Below are 16,921 nucleotides of genomic sequence, written 5' to 3' on the forward strand. Positions count from 1 at the left end.
AATTAGAACCTTCTGAAGAGAGTATTAAATGGACATTGTGGGTAAATATAAGGAAATAATAATGGATAGAGCTAAGCTTAATGTAAGTAAATGGGAGAATGGCGGTGTTTGTTATGAATCATACTGCTAGGTTAGGATTGTTTTTTGCTGTAGCGGCTCTTTTGGTTTATGTGTTTAATTTATTTTTCTCTATTCAGGGTGGAATTTACGGCCAGCTAAGTTTAGTAATAAGTTTATCGGTTATTTTTATTGGGTTTGTCATTTTTTTTGAAAATAGACACCCAACACAAACGCTAACATGGTTAATTGTATTAGGAAGTTTTCCGATTATCGGCTTTGTCTTTTATTTATTCTTTGGTAGGAACTATCAGAAGGAAAGAGTTTATCGGAAAAAGTACTTTTTGGATAAAGAAGCATTTCTTAAGATGGAGCAAGAAATTGGTTCTAAAACAGAAGAGAAAAAGAAGATACTGGACGGACATCAACGCAATTTATTTCACTTAGCTGAAAAACTTGGAAATAGTCCAATCTCTTTTGGTACCTCTACTCAAGTGTTAACAGATGGAGAGGAGACTTTTTCTACTATTTTAAATGAACTAATGAAAGCAAAACATCATATTCACATGGAATATTACATTGTTAGAGATGACGCAATTGGTCGGGAGATAAAGGAAATATTAGTGGAAAAAGCAAGAGCCGGAGTTCAAGTGAGATTTCTATATGATGCGGTTGGATCTTGGAAGCTTTCTAAAAGGTTCCGTCTAGAAATGAAAGAGGCTGGTATTGAAGTTGTTGCTTTTAGTCCTGTTAAAATGCCTTTTTTTAATAGTAAATTTAATTTCAGAAACCACCGTAAAATTATCATAGTCGATGGGAATGTCGGCTTTGTTGGTGGTCTAAATATTGGTGATGAGTATTTGGGGAGAAACTCTTCGATTGGATATTGGAGAGACACTCATTTACTTGTAAAAGGAAATGCTGTAAGGTCTTTGCAATTAATTTTTCTCCAAGATTGGTTCTATATGACTAATCATAGTTTTTTAACAGAGGAATACTTAACACCTGTTTCTGAGGAAAATTCGCATGGAGGAGTACAATTGATTGCCGGTGGCCCTGATAATGAATGGAGTGTTATCAAAAGTATTTTTTTCAGCATGATTACGACTGCAAAAGAATCGATTTGGATTGCTACTCCGTACTTTATTCCAGATGAAGACATTTTTTCTGCAATTAAAATTGCTTCTTTAAGTGGAGTCGATGTCCGAATTCTAGTCCCTAGTAAACCAGATAAACGAATTGTTTTCCATGCTTCTCGTTCTTACTTTCCGGAACTATTAGAGTCTGGAGTGAGAATTTTTGAATACAATAGAGGGTTTATGCATAGCAAAATAATCATCGTCGATGGAGAAATAGCCTCCATTGGGACATGTAATATGGATATGCGAAGCTTTCATTTAAATTTTGAAGTGAGTGCTTTTTTATATAAAACAAGAAGTACTGAAAAACTAGTAAAAGATTATATAGAAGATATCAAGCACTCAATCGAATTAGAAGTGGACAGCTTTAATAAAAGACATTATGGATACAGGATGCTCGAATCCACTTCTAGATTGTTGTCTCCATTGTTATAACGCTGTTGCAGGATGAAAGCCGGAATAGGAGTTGCCCAAGGAAAAATGGTTTTCATAAGCAGGATGAAAGCCAGAAATAGTGATAGCCGAAGAGAAAATGGCTTTCATAAGTAGGATGAAAGCCGGCAATAGTGATAGCCGAAGAGAAAATGGTTTTCATAAGCGGGATGAAAGCCAGAAATAGTGATAGCCGAAAGAAAATGGTTTTCATAAGCAGGATGAAAGCCAGAAATAGTGATAGTCGAAGAGAAAATGGTTTTCATAAGCGGGATGAAAGCCAGAAATAGTGATAGCCGAAAGAAAATGGTTTTCATAAGCAGGATGAAAGCCAGAAATAGTGATAGTCGAAGAGAAAATGGTTTTCATAAGCGGGATGAAAGCCATCATCGGCAATTAGAAGTGGGAAACTGTCTTCCATGAATGAAGATAGCTTTTTTCTATTGTTTTTACATAAAAAATAATATTTTTGAAGGAATAGTAAAGCCGAAAAAGAATAAGTAAAGGAAGAAATCAAAAGGAGGGATTTTTATTTGTTTACAGCAATAACCGAAAAAGGAAGCATTATTAATCTATTTACTATGAAAGACAAGGACGAATTAAAAGTGTTAAGAAGCTTAGCAACATATTGTCCAGAATGTAAAGGGCGTGTCATTTTGAAAATGGGTGCAAAAAAGATTACACATTTTGCGCATGAAAGGAAAGATTGCTGTTCAGGTAACGGGGAGGCAGAGTCTTCTTATCATTTGCAAGGAAAGCTTCAATTGTATCAAAAATTACTTCAAGTAAATCTTCAGCCAGAATTAGAACCATATTATCCAGAAATAAAGCAACGCGGGGATATCAGCTTTATCTTGCATAATAAAAAGTATGTAATTGAATTTCAGTGTGCCGTCATTTCTCCTCAATTAGTAAAAAAGCGTACAGCGGGCTATCGAAAAATAAATATTCACCCCATATGGATTATTGGCTTTAGTCATTTAAAAAAATGGAATCCAATTAAATTGAAACTTACCGCTTTTATTTATCAATTTCTCACTTTCTATCAGGGGCAGTATCTTCTTCCAACATATTGCCCATTTAATAAGGTCTTTTATTTGCTTCAAAATCCAACTCCTATCTCCGTCTCCCAAACTTTTATCTCCACTTTTTCCTATCCTTTAGTAAAATTAGAGAAAAGCCTCCCAAAAATTTCAAGTATGAACTTGCATTTCTCCTATTGGCGAGAACTGATACACCGTCAAAAGACAAAGGATTTACATTACCCTACAAAGACGAATGATCATTTTTTAAAAGAGCTATATGCTCGAGAATTACATCCTCATTTCTTGCCGCCATTTATCGGTATCCCTGTGAAAGAAGGTTTCCTCATTGAAACACCACCACTATATTGGCAGGCATATGTTTTTCTAGATAGCTTTTCTCTTAATGATGAAAAGAAAATTTATCCACTTCAAAAAATCTATGCATTTTTTCAAAGAAGAATAAAGGTAGGACAAATAAAAATAAGAGAGTTTCCTTTTCTAACAAACATAGAATGGAAAACAGTTGTTAAGCATTATTTACAAATGCTTGTAAGTCTCCAGGTATTGGAAGAAATAAAACCTAATTTTTTTCGACTTCTCCATCAGAAAAAAATAAGCAATTATGAAATTCAGACACAAGAAGAAGTAATGTTTTACCAGCGATTAAAAAATCTTTTGGATAAGCAATAAATGATAATGAAAAAGTAGAAAATACATATGCTAATAGTATTGTTTGAAAGCTTAATATCGGAATTAAACCGGAAATTTGTTACAATAAAGAAGGAATTAGTTTATAAAAAGAGAACTATGTACTAAGGTTTTTTTTCGTATTACGAAGGATAAGAGTGGAGGATGAATATGTCAACAGAAACAGGTGTTAAGAAATTACTATTACGCAATGAGGTTCCAGTAGAGGACACATGGAAATTAGAGGATATTTTTGCGACTGATGAAGAATGGGATAAAGAATTTCAAGAAGTGAAGAATTTATCACAAAAGGCAACTGGTTATCAAGGTAAGCTAGCTGATAGTGCAGATGTTCTTTATGAAGCTTTACAAAATCAGGATGAGCTTCTATCAAGACTTGGAAAATTATATACATATGCACATATGCGGTATGATCAAGATACAACGAATAGTTACTATCAAGGAGTAGATGGTCGTATTAAAAGCTTATATGCCCAAGCTGCAAGTGCGCTTGCTTATATGGTTCCAGAGTTATTATCCATTGATGAAAAAGTAATCAATACATTTTTAGAAGAAAAGGAAGAATTACAGCTATATAAAAAGGCGTTAGAAGAAGTCAACTTGCAACGTCCGCATGTTTTAAGTGCAGAACAGGAAGCATTACTAGCACAAGCATCAGAAGTATTGGATTCTTCTAGCAATACATTTGGAATGCTTAATAACGCTGATTTAGAGTTCCCAACCATTAAAGATGAGAATGGAGAAGAAGTAGAGGTTACACATGGCCGGTATTCACGCTTTTTAGAAAGTGCAGACGAACGCGTACGTCATGATGCTTTTATGGCAGTTTATGACACCTATGGAAAATTTAAAAATACGTTTGCCTCTACTTTAAGTGGAGAAGTAAAAAATCATACATTTAATGCAAAGATAAGAAATTATAAATCGCCAAGACATGCGGCACTGGCTGCGAATAATATTCCTGAACAAGTGTATGAAAACTTAGTGGAAACAATAAATAAAAATTTACCATTATTGCATCGCTATGTGAAGCTTCGCAAAAAAGTTCTTGGTGTAGAAAAGCTTCATATGTATGATCTTTATACACCATTAGTAAAAGATGTAAAGATGGAAATACCATATGATGAAGCGAAGGAATTAGTAGTGAAAGGCTTGGCACCTCTAGGAGAGGAATATGCTTCTATCTTAAAAGAAGGCTTTGAAAACCGCTGGGTGGATGTCCATGAGAATAAGGGGAAGAGAAGCGGTGCCTACTCTTCAGGAGCATACGGAACAAATCCTTATATTTTAATGAACTGGCAGGACAATGTGAATAATTTATTTACATTAGCCCATGAATTTGGCCATTCTGTGCATAGCTACTATACAAGAAAATCACAACCATATCCATATGGAAACTATTCCATCTTTGTAGCTGAAGTTGCTTCTACTTGTAATGAATCTTTGTTAAATGATTACTTGCTTAAAACGATAACGGATAAGCAAAAACGTTTATACTTGCTTAATTATTTCCTAGAAGGATTCAGAGGTACAGTATTCCGCCAAACCATGTTTGCTGAATTTGAACAATTAATTCATGAAAAGGCAAGTAATAATGAGCCATTGACTGCTGATTTATTGACAAAAGAATATTATGCATTAAATCAAAAGTATTTTGGCGAAGAAGATATCGTAATTGACGAAGAAATTGGATTAGAATGGTCAAGAATACCGCATTTCTATTATAATTTCTATGTGTACCAATATGCGACTGGCTATAGTGCTGCAACGGCTTTAAGTAAACAAATTTTGGAGGAAGGAAAGCCTGCTGTCGAACGATATATCGATTTCCTAAAGGCTGGTAGCTCTGATTATCCAATTGAAGTGCTTAAAAAAGCTGGAGTAGACATGACAAGCAAAACACCAATTGAAGAAGCATGTAAGGTTTTTGAAGAGAAATTAAATGAAATGGAAAGCTTATTGAATGAACTATAATAGTATTTAACATGGAAAAACGGGTAGAAGAGACAGCTCTTTTGCTCGTTTTTTTTCTTAGACGGCACAACTAACACAATAGGTTAGTTGTGCTCGTTCCATTTGCTCTCAATATTGAGTAAATATGCATTTGGGTCCTTTTTAAACCTTCTCTGTTTTGTGTGTTCAAGTATCCGGTTATTCCACTTATTAGCTTCGTTCTTATAGGTAGAATAGTCAGCTTTCCTTATCTTATTCAAACCGTCTCGTTCATCTGTAACACCTTCAACAAAAACAATGTTTTCACCATGACGAACAATATAACGATTCCAAGTTCGACTACCAGTTATTCGCCTATGCCTTACTTTTGTACGTCTAAAGAATAGTTCTAAATCATTGTTCGTCCTAGGTAAGAGAGGGAAATCGTATATAGTAAAAAGTCCTTTCCAAAAGCCATTACTATATCTTAAAAGATTATCCACAAACGCATGATCCTCTTCCCGATTAAGCTCTTTTTTAATATGATCTAGATACTGTTTTAGTCTATTTTCGACCCAAGAACTTGTTTTATTTTCAGATGGCTCCATAATAGTGGCAATCCGTTTAAAACGCAGGTCCCAACGTTTCACAAGTTGATAATCTGAGTTAAAGTTATCAACATTACTGACTATTCTGAATAGCTTTTCAAGTAAAAGAGTCCCCTTTTTTATCCAGGCATTTTTCAATCGAGTCTTTGATTGATTTTGTTCGTTCATAGACTCGAGTACCAGGTAATTCAAACGGGGGCTTACCATCTTCCAGTAATACGGAGCGAATGGCTGCCACATAATCACTTGCGATTTCATCTTCTAAGCTTTCTGAAGGGGATTCTTCTATTTTTCTCTCGATATCTCGAATTCCCCTTAGCTTCTTTTTAATATTTGTCTTTAACTTTCGGTCCTTTTCCACTAATGGTTTGGCAATATCCTTAAAGTAATGGAACTGACAATACTGATATGGAATGTTTGGTGCGACTTTCTCAATCGCTAAACGGATTGACTGTTGCCCATCACTAATAAACCCTTGAATTGGGTAACCCCAATTAATGATGGGTTGAATAATCCCAACCAATTCTTGAGATGCACTACTCTTTAGATTGTGTGCAGCTAGGACAGTTCCACTTAGTACCTCACGGATTACATAAAGTGTTTCGTTTCCTTTTTCAGGTTGAACGCCATCAATAGAAAGGATTAATCCGTCACTTTCTTCTACGACTTTCTCTAAAATTTCTTTCGTGTTCTCTTCGACAGATGACCTAAGTAGTAACGCGTAGCGTTCATAGAGTTTTTGAACCTGTCTTTCAGAGATTTTAATCTGCTTCTCCGTTAGTATGTCGGTAATTTCTAATCGTGTTTTATGTTCTTTAAAGCGTAAATGACCAATATGAGCAATGACATCCATTCCATATGTAATATGTTTCATACTGAGTTGTTCAGCCTCTGCAGAGCGATAAACGATATGATTATCACAGGAGTTATTTTCGCATCTGTAACCTAGATTGATTACTTTAAATTCACCTTTAAGAGTAGAGATGGTTTTCCGCCATACAGGATGACAGTATGTTAATTTGCCTTCACATTTAGGGCAATGTGTAATCTCAGGAGTATAGTAAATAGATTCAACTGGATTTAACCGATTTTTTGTACGCATAAATAAACACCAACTTAAATAATTTATAAGTCTATTATAACTCATAAACATGGTTGGTGTTATTTATTCCGCGTAAGTTTTTTTTGTTCATTTTTTTCGTTTTGTTTTCTAAAAAATTTTCGTTTATTAAATAGAACATAAAAAATAAACACTTACTTTAATAAAACCGTATATTTTGCATCTGTATTTTAGAGGTTTTTTCAGAAGGCTTAAGTTTAATATTTATTGTAATAAATTTGAAATGTAAAACGCTAAAATTCTCCATATTTCATCGTTATTCTATCAATGAGAAAAAGGTTGGCATTTTAGTTAGTTTGTTTTTTCTTAGCTTGTTTTGCGTTTATAAAAACATACATATGAGAACTTTTAAGTCGAAGTTAATCTTTTAAGAGATGATAAGGAGAAATGAATCGTGAAAAATATTTTAATTAAAACAACGCTTATTTCACTTTTAGGAATAGGAGGAATTTTTGGTGGGGCAGTTCCTGTAAAGGCAGCGGAATATTCAAAATCAGAAATTGAAACAAAACCAACAAAAATGGACGAAATACAACAAGAATTGAAATTAGCACAATTACAAGTTGGTAAGATTAATAATAAAATAAATGATACTCAGAACAAAATAAAAGATAAAAAAATGCAAATTACAAATATGAAAATAGATATCGAAAATCTACGTGGTAAAATGAACGATATAAATAAACGAATTGAAGCCAGGGAAGGTCTACTAAAGGTCAGAGTACGCTCTTTGCAGGAATCAGGAGGAAACATTAATTATTTGGATGTTTTACTTGGTGCAAAAAGCTTTAGAGATTTTATTAATAGGACAGAGGCAGTAATAGTTTTTTTGGAGGCTGACCGTGATATTTTAGAAAATCATCAAAAAGATAAGGAACAGTTGACTAAAGTACAATCTGATCTAATAACTAAATTGTCATCACTAGAAGCTCTGATGGCGGACTTGAAAAAGATGGAGGAGGATTTAAAAGCAAAGAAAACAGACCAAACTAACTTAATTGAAAGTTTAAAAAAAGAAGAAAAGGAAGTGAAAATGAAAGTTAGTGTATTAGAAAATAAAAAAAATGAACGAATAAACAATCAAGTAGTTACTCAAATAATTAACGAGGAACCAAAAAACATAGTAGTTACGAGGGAGAAAGTTGCACAAAGTGAAGAAAATGTCCAATTTATTTGGCCAACAGTTGGAGGAACAATTACAACTTATCAAGGAATGCGTTGGGGGAAATTTCATAAAGGAATTGATATTGCTGGACCCGCAGATTATGCCATTTTAGCTGCAAATGGTGGAACAGTAAAATATGCAGGATGGATTAATGGTTACGGAAATACAGTTAGAATTCAACATAGTAATGGATATTTAACTCAATATGCACACTTAGATTCAATAAATGTGAAAATGGAGCAAACTGTAACAACAGCTAGTAAGATTGGTGTAATGGGTAGTACAGGTTTTTCAACAGGGATTCATTTGGATTTTGAAATATATAAAAATGGTAAACTATTAAATCCAATAGATATTCTCCCGAATTGATAAACGGAAAAGATATGCGAAAGTGCTATTATAGAAAACGTTAAAGAGAGACTGTCAAAAATTTTTCGACAGTCTTTATGTATGTGCGCAAATAAAATGGATAATTGGATGGAGAAATTAATTGAATATCTAATGGTGGAGCTGGAAGATATCTAGGATAAGGACTTCTAATCTTACAATTAGGCGTTCCTGAAGTGTAAGGTTATCCCACTCTTAACTGGCGATAAAATCCGCACTGGAGGAGGGTTTCTATATAGCAATCTAATTTTTGTGAATAACTCTATTCTTTCTTTGAGTATCTCTTTTTTCCCCTCTTTGAAATTAATTATGATCATTATGATTATGCTCTACCTGCTGCTCCTGTTGTTTCATACTTGATATAGAATCAGGTATTGCTGTAATAACAAGTATTATTGAGATTAAGGAAGAAACAATATATACAATGGCTGTTGTACGGTCTTTAGTCCATTTACGCTTTGCCACTATTAAAAACCATACGGAAAAAACAAAAGATGCCAACAAAAGCAATAATCTTATGCTTGGTGGTAGTGCTACTAAACCTGCTCCTAATGTAGTGAGACCAAGTGCGATAATAAGTGTGTGTAGCCAGTGGTGCGATGAGGCGACTATGGCAAATAATATGGAACCTACTGCTTTTAATAGGGTACTTTTCTTGTTAATAGATGAATGTTTGTGATTTTTTGACATGTACAACCTCCGCGAACGAATAAATAATATAAGAAATTTGACACAAAAATAGAAATTAATTGGGGATAAAATGAAGACTGTATCCTCTTTGAATAGACTTGAAACATTATCCTTAACTGTTGCCAAACTTTTTGCATTTGCTACTTTTCTTGGATTAATTGCATTTAATAGTTAATTTGTTTGTCCTCCCCTCTCTTTTGAAAATAGTTTTTTATCCAGTTATTAGTTTAAATAATGAATATGGAGAAAGTATGAATTCATAAATAATTCATAATTACATCGTGTTCAATAAAGTAGATAAACGCTTGTAAAAGCAATGGATTAGTAAAATTCTATAGGCAATCGATAATTTGATTTTAGGGAAATTATAATTTTATACACATTTTCTCGATAAAAAATTCATTTTTTACTTTTATGATAGAAAATATCGGAAGGTGTGATAAGAAATATATTAGGTAGAATAAAGTAATATTTAATTATAGTAAACAACGGAAATGAGGAAAATAGATGATACCAATGTTCAGTATAGGCCCGCTTACATTTTATTTTTTCGGAATTATGATTGCAATCGGTTCTTTAGTTGGAATTATAATTTTTAATAGAGAAGCTAAACGGCAAGGACTTGACCATAAATTATTAACAGATATTGCGATTTATTCCATAATAGGTGGGATTGTTGGAGCTAGAATTGTTTATATATTAGTATATAACCCTACTTACTATTTTTCTAACCCCATAGAAATATTCTCCATTCACGAAGGAGGGCTTTCCATACACGGAGGTATTTTAGGAGGGTTATTGGTTGGGTATTGGTTATTAAAACGTCATAAAATATCTTTTTGGAAAACAATGGATATAGTAGCTCCCGCTTTGATCATAGCACAAGGAATAAGTAGGATTGGTTGTGATGTTTTTGGTAGTCCCATTTCGAGTTCTTTACCATGGGGTATGGCAATCAACGGTGAATATCTTCATCCGGCTCAAGCCTACGAATTTATATTAGATTACTTATTATTTGGATATTTATGGTTGCGTTATAATAAACCCTCTTATTCCGGTCAAGTTTTTATTCATTATATAATTGGTTTTATGATTATACGTGGGATTGTTGAATTTACAAGAATTAACCCAATGGCTTTTGGTCCCTTTAGTGTAAGTCATGTCATGAGTATAATTGGAATTATCTTAGGGGTTGTTTTAATAAAATACCGAAAGTCAAAAGAGAGTGAGATAAAAGAGATTGAATTTAAAAAGAGTGAATTTTTAAAACTTGGACTATTTGTGTTAGGAATGATCATTGTATCAGTTATTATTTATTATTTCGTTCAAGGTTAAAAATAATTCTAAAATAATACTTTTTAAGGCTAGTCAATATTTTTGTGTATATGACTTTCCAACCTTAACAGGTAGTTTATACGCTAAAGGAAAACAGCCTTAATAATAGATGATCAGAAGAAATTTAATTTGCAATAGGGATTTAGGAAAACGAAGGATTGTAACACATTTAACAGTAGGTAAATCCATCGTAACCGAAGAGTATTAAAAATCACGTTAGTCCTAACAAAGTAGATATTATAATAAAAAATCATTACTGCTCATATATACGAACTCATCCCATATGTTTAACTAAAGACAATTCATGGTAAAGGAGGACCGTTTTATGAACTAGGAAGATAAAATTGTTATGCCGAATGGAAAAAAGAAACACCTCAATTTGGTTCCAATACGCGTTATTATAAACTAGTAGCTCAACCAACTAGCCATAAAATGCTAGAGGAGGTAACAATAAATGGGTTAGGGTACAATGGCTCCATTCCTGGGCCACTACTGCTATTTAGACAAGGAGAGAATATACAAATTGAATTGGAAAATAGATTAGATAAGAAAACCGCACTTCATGTTCATGGCCTTTCAAAACATTTCAAAACATTTCAAAACATTTCAAAACATTTCAAAACATTTCAAAACATTTCAAAACCTGTATCCCAGGATGGGGTTCCTGAAACAGAACCGGAAACTCCTTTTATTAGACCAGGCCAATCGTATACTTACCAATTTAATGCTTGGCAAACAGGAACCTTTTTTTACCATGCTTCAGATGCTTCTCAGATACCACAAGGATTAATGGGACTTTTATTATTTTACCAAATGATGTTCCATATGAACAAATTCCACATCTAGATTACGTTTTAGGCTTTAGCCGAGAACCCTCGTGACTTCAGTCGTGAGATGAATCGGCTTTGGACAAGGGTTAGCTTCTGCTAACTCAATTGTCCGACATTCTCTTTCTTTGCTAAAAGCAAAAAGTATGAAATATACTACTACTGCAAACAGTTGTGGTATAATAATACAAACGGGTTGCTTGGAGCCCAAACAGTATCTCTAGCTTGATTTGAAGGGCAAGACATTGGTCTTGTTGTCCGCTGTAAATTCCAAAGGTTGCAAGACCTTACAAGTCCGTGACTTCAGTCGTGGGTTGTTGACTTATGTTAAAGGATAATGTTGATTTTTGAAATTTTGAAAGGGAACCCAAATTTTCTTGAGTTCCCTTATTCTATTAAGGGTAGGTATCAACTTTTGGAGAAACGGGTTATTAACGACCTACTTAAAGTGAAAATTATAAACATCCTATTTCTTTAAATTTACTGCTTTGAGCTGAACCACCCGTTCCATGCATTCCCTTGTACATTTCTTCGAGTTGTTGGTTGTCTAAATTAGGATGCCTTTCACTCATATATGGTTTCATTTGACCAAAGTTCATATTCCCTGCTTCCATGAAATCTTGCATCTCATTAAAATCCATATTATCTTCTTCCATAAACGTTTGCATATTTCCGAAATTTGCTGATTTCATCATATCCGCCATTTGATTATAATTAACTCCTTGTTCCTGAATAATTGTATTTTGTTTCGGGATATCTTTTTCAGAATTTAGAGATATACCTGCGCCTCCTGTAAAAGCTAAAGTAGCTGCTAAAATACCATTCATAATATTCATATCTATTCGATCTCCTTTTAATAGTTGCCTTTTTAGAGTATTTCTTTTTATAAAATATTCTTCTTAATTTGCTCATATTCTTCAATAGAAATTTCGCCTTGAGCAAGTCTTGTTTTAGCAATTTCTAATGCATTTGAACTTGTAACTTCCTGTTGTTTCCTTTTAATACCTAATTTTTGATTATTCATTCCGAAATAGAAAAAGTAACCTATTAAAAAACCGAATAAAATCATCATAATAGATCCACCTCCCATTCCGAACATTCCGAAACCATGACCTAATCCCATCATTGTTTTATCTCTCCTTTCCTGTTTTTATCTTACATCTCACGAATGGAGAATTTATGAGCAACGTATGTGAAAGTTATGGAGAAGCTATAGTGAAATTATGTAGATGAAAGATGTCTATTTTATTTGCTTTCGAAAAAATAAATAAAATAGGCAAAAAAAGAATTAAGTCATGTGACCTAATCCTTATGCTTTGGAAATATTACTTCTACAGTTGTTCCTACATTTAATTGGCTCTCTACCTTGATGTCACCATGATGGGCTTCTAAAAGTGCCTTAACGATAGACAAGCCAATCCCAATTCCTCCTGTTTTCCGATCACGTGATTTATCCCCCCGATAGAATCTTTCAAATAGGAATGGAAGATCATCTTCGCTAATCCCATCTCCTTCATCTTTAATAATAAAACTAATTTGATCATTTTTTTCCTCTATATGAATCGATACTAGTTTTCCTTTCGGAGTATATTGAAGAGCATTATTAACTATATTTGTTAATATTTGAATGATTTTGTCGCGATCTCCTAAGAACCAATGATGCTTTTCAGGGAGCTGAACCTTTAATTCAACTCCTTTTTTCATAAACAGCGGACTGAATTGATCGTTAATGAAAGTTAATAGTTTACCAGATTCTAGTTTAGTTTTATCCAATCTAATCTGGGGATTTTCAGCTGCCATTAATTTTTCTAACTCATTAACTAGACGAACTAGCCGCATTAGTTCTTCATGACATTGCTCTAATCTTTTTGAATTCGGTTCCCAAATGCCATCTTGAAAAGCTTCAATATGACTTCTTAATGTTGCGAGTGGTGTTCTAAGTTCATGAGCAAAGTTAGCTGTAAATTGTTTTCGTAGTGATTCCTCTTTTGCTAAAGATTCTGCAAGCTGATTAAAGGACTCCCCTAAAGGCTTCATTTCTACTGTTAATTGATCAATAGGGACTCTAGTTCGCCATTGATGATTACGTAGTTCAATTATCGCATTGCTGAATTGCTTGAATCCTGTTGTAAGTCTTTTAGAAAATAGTAAACTAAATAAGAGCGATAATATAATAGTAACTAATACTGCAAGGTATATGTTTCTTTTAATAGACTTCAAAAACTCAGAATCCTCACCCATTAATTCTTCTGGATAAAATACCATCAATTTGCCTACTAATTTATTATTGGTTTTTAATGGATAAGAGGTTGATTGATACTCATTAGAATCAAGAGAGGAATGATTGCTCTCCATCATTCCCATCATGGATCGTACCGATGTTGTATCAATCAGTAAGTTACCATTTACGTCATAAAGTCTATAAAGTAAATTTTCAGTCATTGCCTGTTCATGCATTTTATAACTCAAATTTTGATTTAGTAGTTCTCCTGTCTTCCTATATTGTTGCAGTGCATCCGTTTTTATTGATTCGATATTTTCTTCTCTATTTTTTTTTAGATAGTCGGTAAATTGATTTTCAACTCCCCAAAAAATAGTGAAACTTGTAATGCAAATGCCGCTCAAAGAGACAATTAAAAGATAAGTTAAAATTCTTAACCTAAGTGTAAGATTCATCTTTTTTCCCTCCAAACTTATAGCCCATTCCGAACACAGTAAAGATAAATTCAGGGTGACGTGAATCGGTTTCAATTTTTTTTCGCAAATTTTTTATATGGGTGTCAATGCTTCTTTCATATCCTTCAAAATAGACACCATCTTCTTGAATTTTTGCCAATAAGTCAGCCCTACTATAGACTTTTCCAGGATAACTCGCAATCGTCATTAATAGCTTATATTCATTTGGGGTTAGCGTAAGTATGTCATCATTAAGTTTTACTTCCTTTTTCATATGGTCAATCATAAGTTTATGGTTGTTAAAACTGATTTGATTTACATTGTCTGTCTTTTGTGTTCTTCTTAATAAAGCTTTTACTCTTACAACCACTTCTCTTGGACTAAAAGGTTTGATCACATAGTCATCGGCACCAATGCCAATTCCATTAATTAAATCATCCTCAGCTGACTTTGCGGTAAGCATAATAATGGGAATATCACTTTCTTTTCTCACTAACCTACACACTTCTTCACCTGAAATATCAGGTAACATCAAATCTAATATAATAATGTCAGGACTCTCATCCTTCACTTTTTTTAGAGCTTCGATTCCATTGGTAGCACAAGAAATTTTCCAACTCTCCTTTTCGAAATAGGCTTCTAACACTTCAAGAATTACTTTTTCATCATCTACAACTAGAATTTTTGTCATAAAATAATCACCCCTTAATAGCATATTATCATCATATTTAGGAAAAAAAATAATCTCCATAATATCCACACAACTACTTTATCTTGTGAGCGACAATAGTTTATCATCAACAAGATGGAATTGTAAGACCAGATTGTATTTATGTAAATTATTGCTCTACAACTCTATGAGGGAAAACTCGAAATGAGGCGACTTAAAAACTGGCTAGCAATGGTGATGAACGGTAGCGATGTTTTAAACTCAGGTGTTGGATTTGTTTTCTGAGGAGACTGCTCGCTTTTCTATGAGGCAAGTGCCGAGTCACATCACATCATCCTAGCAGGGTCTCGTACTTTTTTGCAGATCCCATAGGAGTAGAGTGCTCGACCAATATATTTTTCGCTTTCAAAGGTCAAAATCCTAATGGAGTTTGCATTTCTTTACTTTTTCAGTGGTTTCGGCGAAATATTGAGGATGTATAAAGCTTTTCCCTCGGAAAGTGAAGTGTATTCAAGCTGCGGGTAATTGTAACAAACTTTACCCAAAAAGCCTTTAATTTTGACGTTTTTGTGAACAAAGTATCGAGTGTATTGCAGAAAATGGTTGATTTATGATATTATTTAGTTGTGAAGTTAATCACAAACAAACTTATACCCCTTTGTTTGACCGTGAAAAATTTCTCCCATCCCCTTTGTTCGTAAAAAAATAAAAAAGGCCTTGCCTTGAGACAGCAAGTCCTTTTTTATTTTTTTAGGATTACCTTTTCACAGTTCCTATTATGTAGAAAAATAAAAAATAGACATGGCATCTGTAGATAGATATGCCATATCCCTCATTTACTAACCGATATATTTCCAAAATACCCCGTATTTAGCTGGTATTTGTTCTACTAGTTGTTGTAATTGCAATTTCTTCATTTCTTTTTCAATTTCTTGTATCGATTTATTATAAACAACAGATAATTCCTTTGACGCAACAAGTTTAAAACACTCTAAAAAGCTTTCAAGTGGTGGTGGTGCTGCTTTTTCTGGTTGAATCTGCAGCATTTCTTCGATGATTTGTACATATACCTCATACGGATAGTAACCTGTAACTTTAATTCCTTCTTCTTCAATGTTTTCATTAAAGAAGACTAGTGTCGGAATTTCATTTACTTCCATTTCTCTTGTGATTTTTAAATCACATTGAAATGCCTTTGCTGCACTATTTGAATGGATATCGGCTACAAACTCTATTACATCTATCCCAACGCTTTTGGCACATGATTTAAGTACATCAAATGTGGCAATATTTTTTTTCTCCAAAAACAAAAGTTCTTGTAATTTTCGTAAGAATTTCATGCCAGATTTCCGACCTTGCAATTCAGCAGCCTTCAGAGCAATGGAAGGTAAATGTGGAGATACAATAGGATTATCAAACCATAAGGAACCATCACATGACATTCCTGAACGACTAGCTGTTTTTTCCCAAAATTCAGCAATGTTCGCATGCTTGCTTTTCTTACTACAATTTAAAGAAGATAATCTACCGCTTAATACGTGTTTAAGGGAGAAATATTGTCCATACTCAATCTGTAATTTTTTCATAATAGGCTCAAGTGCCCAGCATTCGGGACAGAGTGGATCGATAAACATATATATTTCAAGTGGTTTGCTTTCTTGGCAATTATCATCAGCTGTTTTCGGCTTGGATATAGAAAAGTCTTTTTCCATCACGTGTTATCACCTTTTTTAGTTTCGATTTCCTCCGAATTAATCATATGTTTTGCTGTCAGCACGAGTCTTGAAAAAATTCCTTCTCGTAATTCGCTATCTAAATCTACTTCTTCCATGGCTTGATCCATACAAGCTAACCATGCTAGTGCTCGCTTTTCTGTTATTTGAAAAGGTAAATGTCTCGCTCTTAACATGGGATGACCGTGTTCATTAGAATAAAGGGAAGGACCACCTAAAAATTGCGTAAGAAATTGTTTTTGTTTACGAGCTGTTTCTGTTAAATCCTTTGGGAAGATAGGAGCTAGGTCAGGATGTTGACCAACATGATTGTAGAATATATCTACAAGTTTATTTAATGTGGCTTCACCGATTTGATCATAAGGTGTCGACATTTTATCGACCATATTTAAAACTCCTTTATCGTTCTTTTTATAG

15 protein-coding genes are annotated in these 16,921 nt (G+C 33.6%); 6 read left to right on the forward strand and 9 right to left on the reverse strand.

Going from position 1 to position 16,921, the window contains the following annotated elements:
- Positions 1-113 precede the first annotated feature (113 nt).
- From cls to pepF, 3 genes are all read left to right on the forward strand, one after another.
- Complete coding sequence (gene cls / locus AB3U99_RS06645) at positions 114-1,631, forward strand: cardiolipin synthase (protein ID WP_400247973.1); 1,518 nt, start codon at positions 114-116, stop codon at positions 1,629-1,631.
- Between the two features lie 530 nt (positions 1,632-2,161).
- Complete coding sequence (locus AB3U99_RS06650; RefSeq protein ID WP_400246536.1) at positions 2,162-3,343, forward strand: competence protein CoiA; 1,182 nt, start codon at positions 2,162-2,164, stop codon at positions 3,341-3,343.
- A 168-nt stretch (positions 3,344-3,511) separates the two neighbouring features.
- A complete protein-coding gene (pepF, locus tag AB3U99_RS06655; RefSeq protein ID WP_400246537.1) occupies positions 3,512-5,335 on the forward strand; it encodes an oligoendopeptidase F in 1,824 nt (607 codons plus the stop codon).
- Positions 5,336-5,418: 83 nt separating this feature from the next.
- Here pepF and AB3U99_RS06660 read toward each other — a convergent pair whose 3' ends face one another.
- The gene (locus AB3U99_RS06660) at positions 5,419-6,069 is read right to left on the reverse strand and encodes a hypothetical protein (protein ID WP_400242608.1); all 651 of its coding nucleotides are present in this window, start codon (positions 6,067-6,069) and stop codon (positions 5,419-5,421) included.
- Positions 5,999-7,003 carry a transposase gene (locus AB3U99_RS06665; protein ID WP_400242607.1) on the reverse strand — a complete coding sequence of 335 codons (1,005 nt, stop codon included), beginning with the start codon at positions 7,001-7,003 and terminating at the stop codon, positions 5,999-6,001. The genes AB3U99_RS06660 and AB3U99_RS06665 overlap by 71 nt, the downstream gene beginning before the upstream one ends.
- 412 nt (positions 7,004-7,415) lie before the next feature.
- Between AB3U99_RS06665 and AB3U99_RS06670 the strand changes: the two genes are divergently transcribed.
- Positions 7,416-8,555 carry a murein hydrolase activator EnvC family protein gene (locus AB3U99_RS06670; RefSeq protein WP_400246538.1) on the forward strand — a complete coding sequence of 380 codons (1,140 nt, stop codon included), beginning with the start codon at positions 7,416-7,418 and terminating at the stop codon, positions 8,553-8,555.
- 321 nt (positions 8,556-8,876) lie between these two features.
- Here the strand turns inward: AB3U99_RS06670 and AB3U99_RS06675 are convergent, their stop codons facing one another.
- The gene (locus tag AB3U99_RS06675; protein ID WP_400246539.1) at positions 8,877-9,263 is read right to left on the reverse strand and encodes a hypothetical protein; all 387 of its coding nucleotides are present in this window, start codon (positions 9,261-9,263) and stop codon (positions 8,877-8,879) included.
- 507 nt (positions 9,264-9,770) lie between these two features.
- Between AB3U99_RS06675 and lgt the strand changes: the two genes are divergently transcribed.
- Together lgt and AB3U99_RS06685 are read left to right on the forward strand one after the other, a co-directional pair.
- A complete protein-coding gene (lgt, locus tag AB3U99_RS06680; RefSeq protein ID WP_400246540.1) occupies positions 9,771-10,598 on the forward strand; it encodes a prolipoprotein diacylglyceryl transferase in 828 nt (275 codons plus the stop codon).
- A 432-nt stretch (positions 10,599-11,030) separates the two neighbouring features.
- Positions 11,031-11,444 carry a multicopper oxidase domain-containing protein gene (locus AB3U99_RS06685; RefSeq protein ID WP_400246541.1) on the forward strand — a complete coding sequence of 138 codons (414 nt, stop codon included), beginning with the start codon at positions 11,031-11,033 and terminating at the stop codon, positions 11,442-11,444.
- Positions 11,445-11,880: 436 nt separating this feature from the next.
- Here AB3U99_RS06685 and AB3U99_RS06690 read toward each other — a convergent pair whose 3' ends face one another.
- The 6 genes from AB3U99_RS06690 to AB3U99_RS06715 all read right to left on the reverse strand — a co-directional run bounded on the left by AB3U99_RS06690 (position 11,881) and on the right by AB3U99_RS06715 (position 16,890).
- Positions 11,881-12,261, reverse strand: coding sequence for a hypothetical protein (locus tag AB3U99_RS06690; protein WP_400246542.1), 381 nt, complete (start codon positions 12,259-12,261; stop codon positions 11,881-11,883).
- A 47-nt stretch (positions 12,262-12,308) separates the two neighbouring features.
- Entirely contained in the window at positions 12,309-12,551 is a 243-nt protein-coding gene (locus AB3U99_RS06695) for an SHOCT domain-containing protein (RefSeq protein WP_400246543.1), read from the reverse strand.
- Between the two features lie 176 nt (positions 12,552-12,727).
- A complete protein-coding gene (locus tag AB3U99_RS06700; protein ID WP_400246544.1) occupies positions 12,728-14,101 on the reverse strand; it encodes a sensor histidine kinase in 1,374 nt (457 codons plus the stop codon).
- Complete coding sequence (locus tag AB3U99_RS06705; protein WP_400246545.1) at positions 14,085-14,792, reverse strand: response regulator transcription factor; 708 nt, start codon at positions 14,790-14,792, stop codon at positions 14,085-14,087. Before AB3U99_RS06705 ends, AB3U99_RS06700 begins: the two co-directional genes overlap by 17 nt.
- 818 nt (positions 14,793-15,610) lie before the next feature.
- Positions 15,611-16,483, reverse strand: a complete 873-nt coding sequence (locus AB3U99_RS06710) for a ClpXP adapter SpxH family protein (protein WP_400246546.1) — start codon at positions 16,481-16,483, stop codon at positions 15,611-15,613.
- Complete coding sequence (locus AB3U99_RS06715) at positions 16,483-16,890, reverse strand: globin (RefSeq protein ID WP_400246547.1); 408 nt, start codon at positions 16,888-16,890, stop codon at positions 16,483-16,485. The genes AB3U99_RS06710 and AB3U99_RS06715 overlap by 1 nt, the downstream gene beginning before the upstream one ends.
- Positions 16,891-16,921: the final 31 nt, after the last annotated feature.

It is taken from the genome of Niallia tiangongensis, from assembly GCF_044704065.1.
GTDB lineage: Bacteria > Bacillota > Bacilli > Bacillales > Cytobacillaceae > Niallia > Niallia tiangongensis.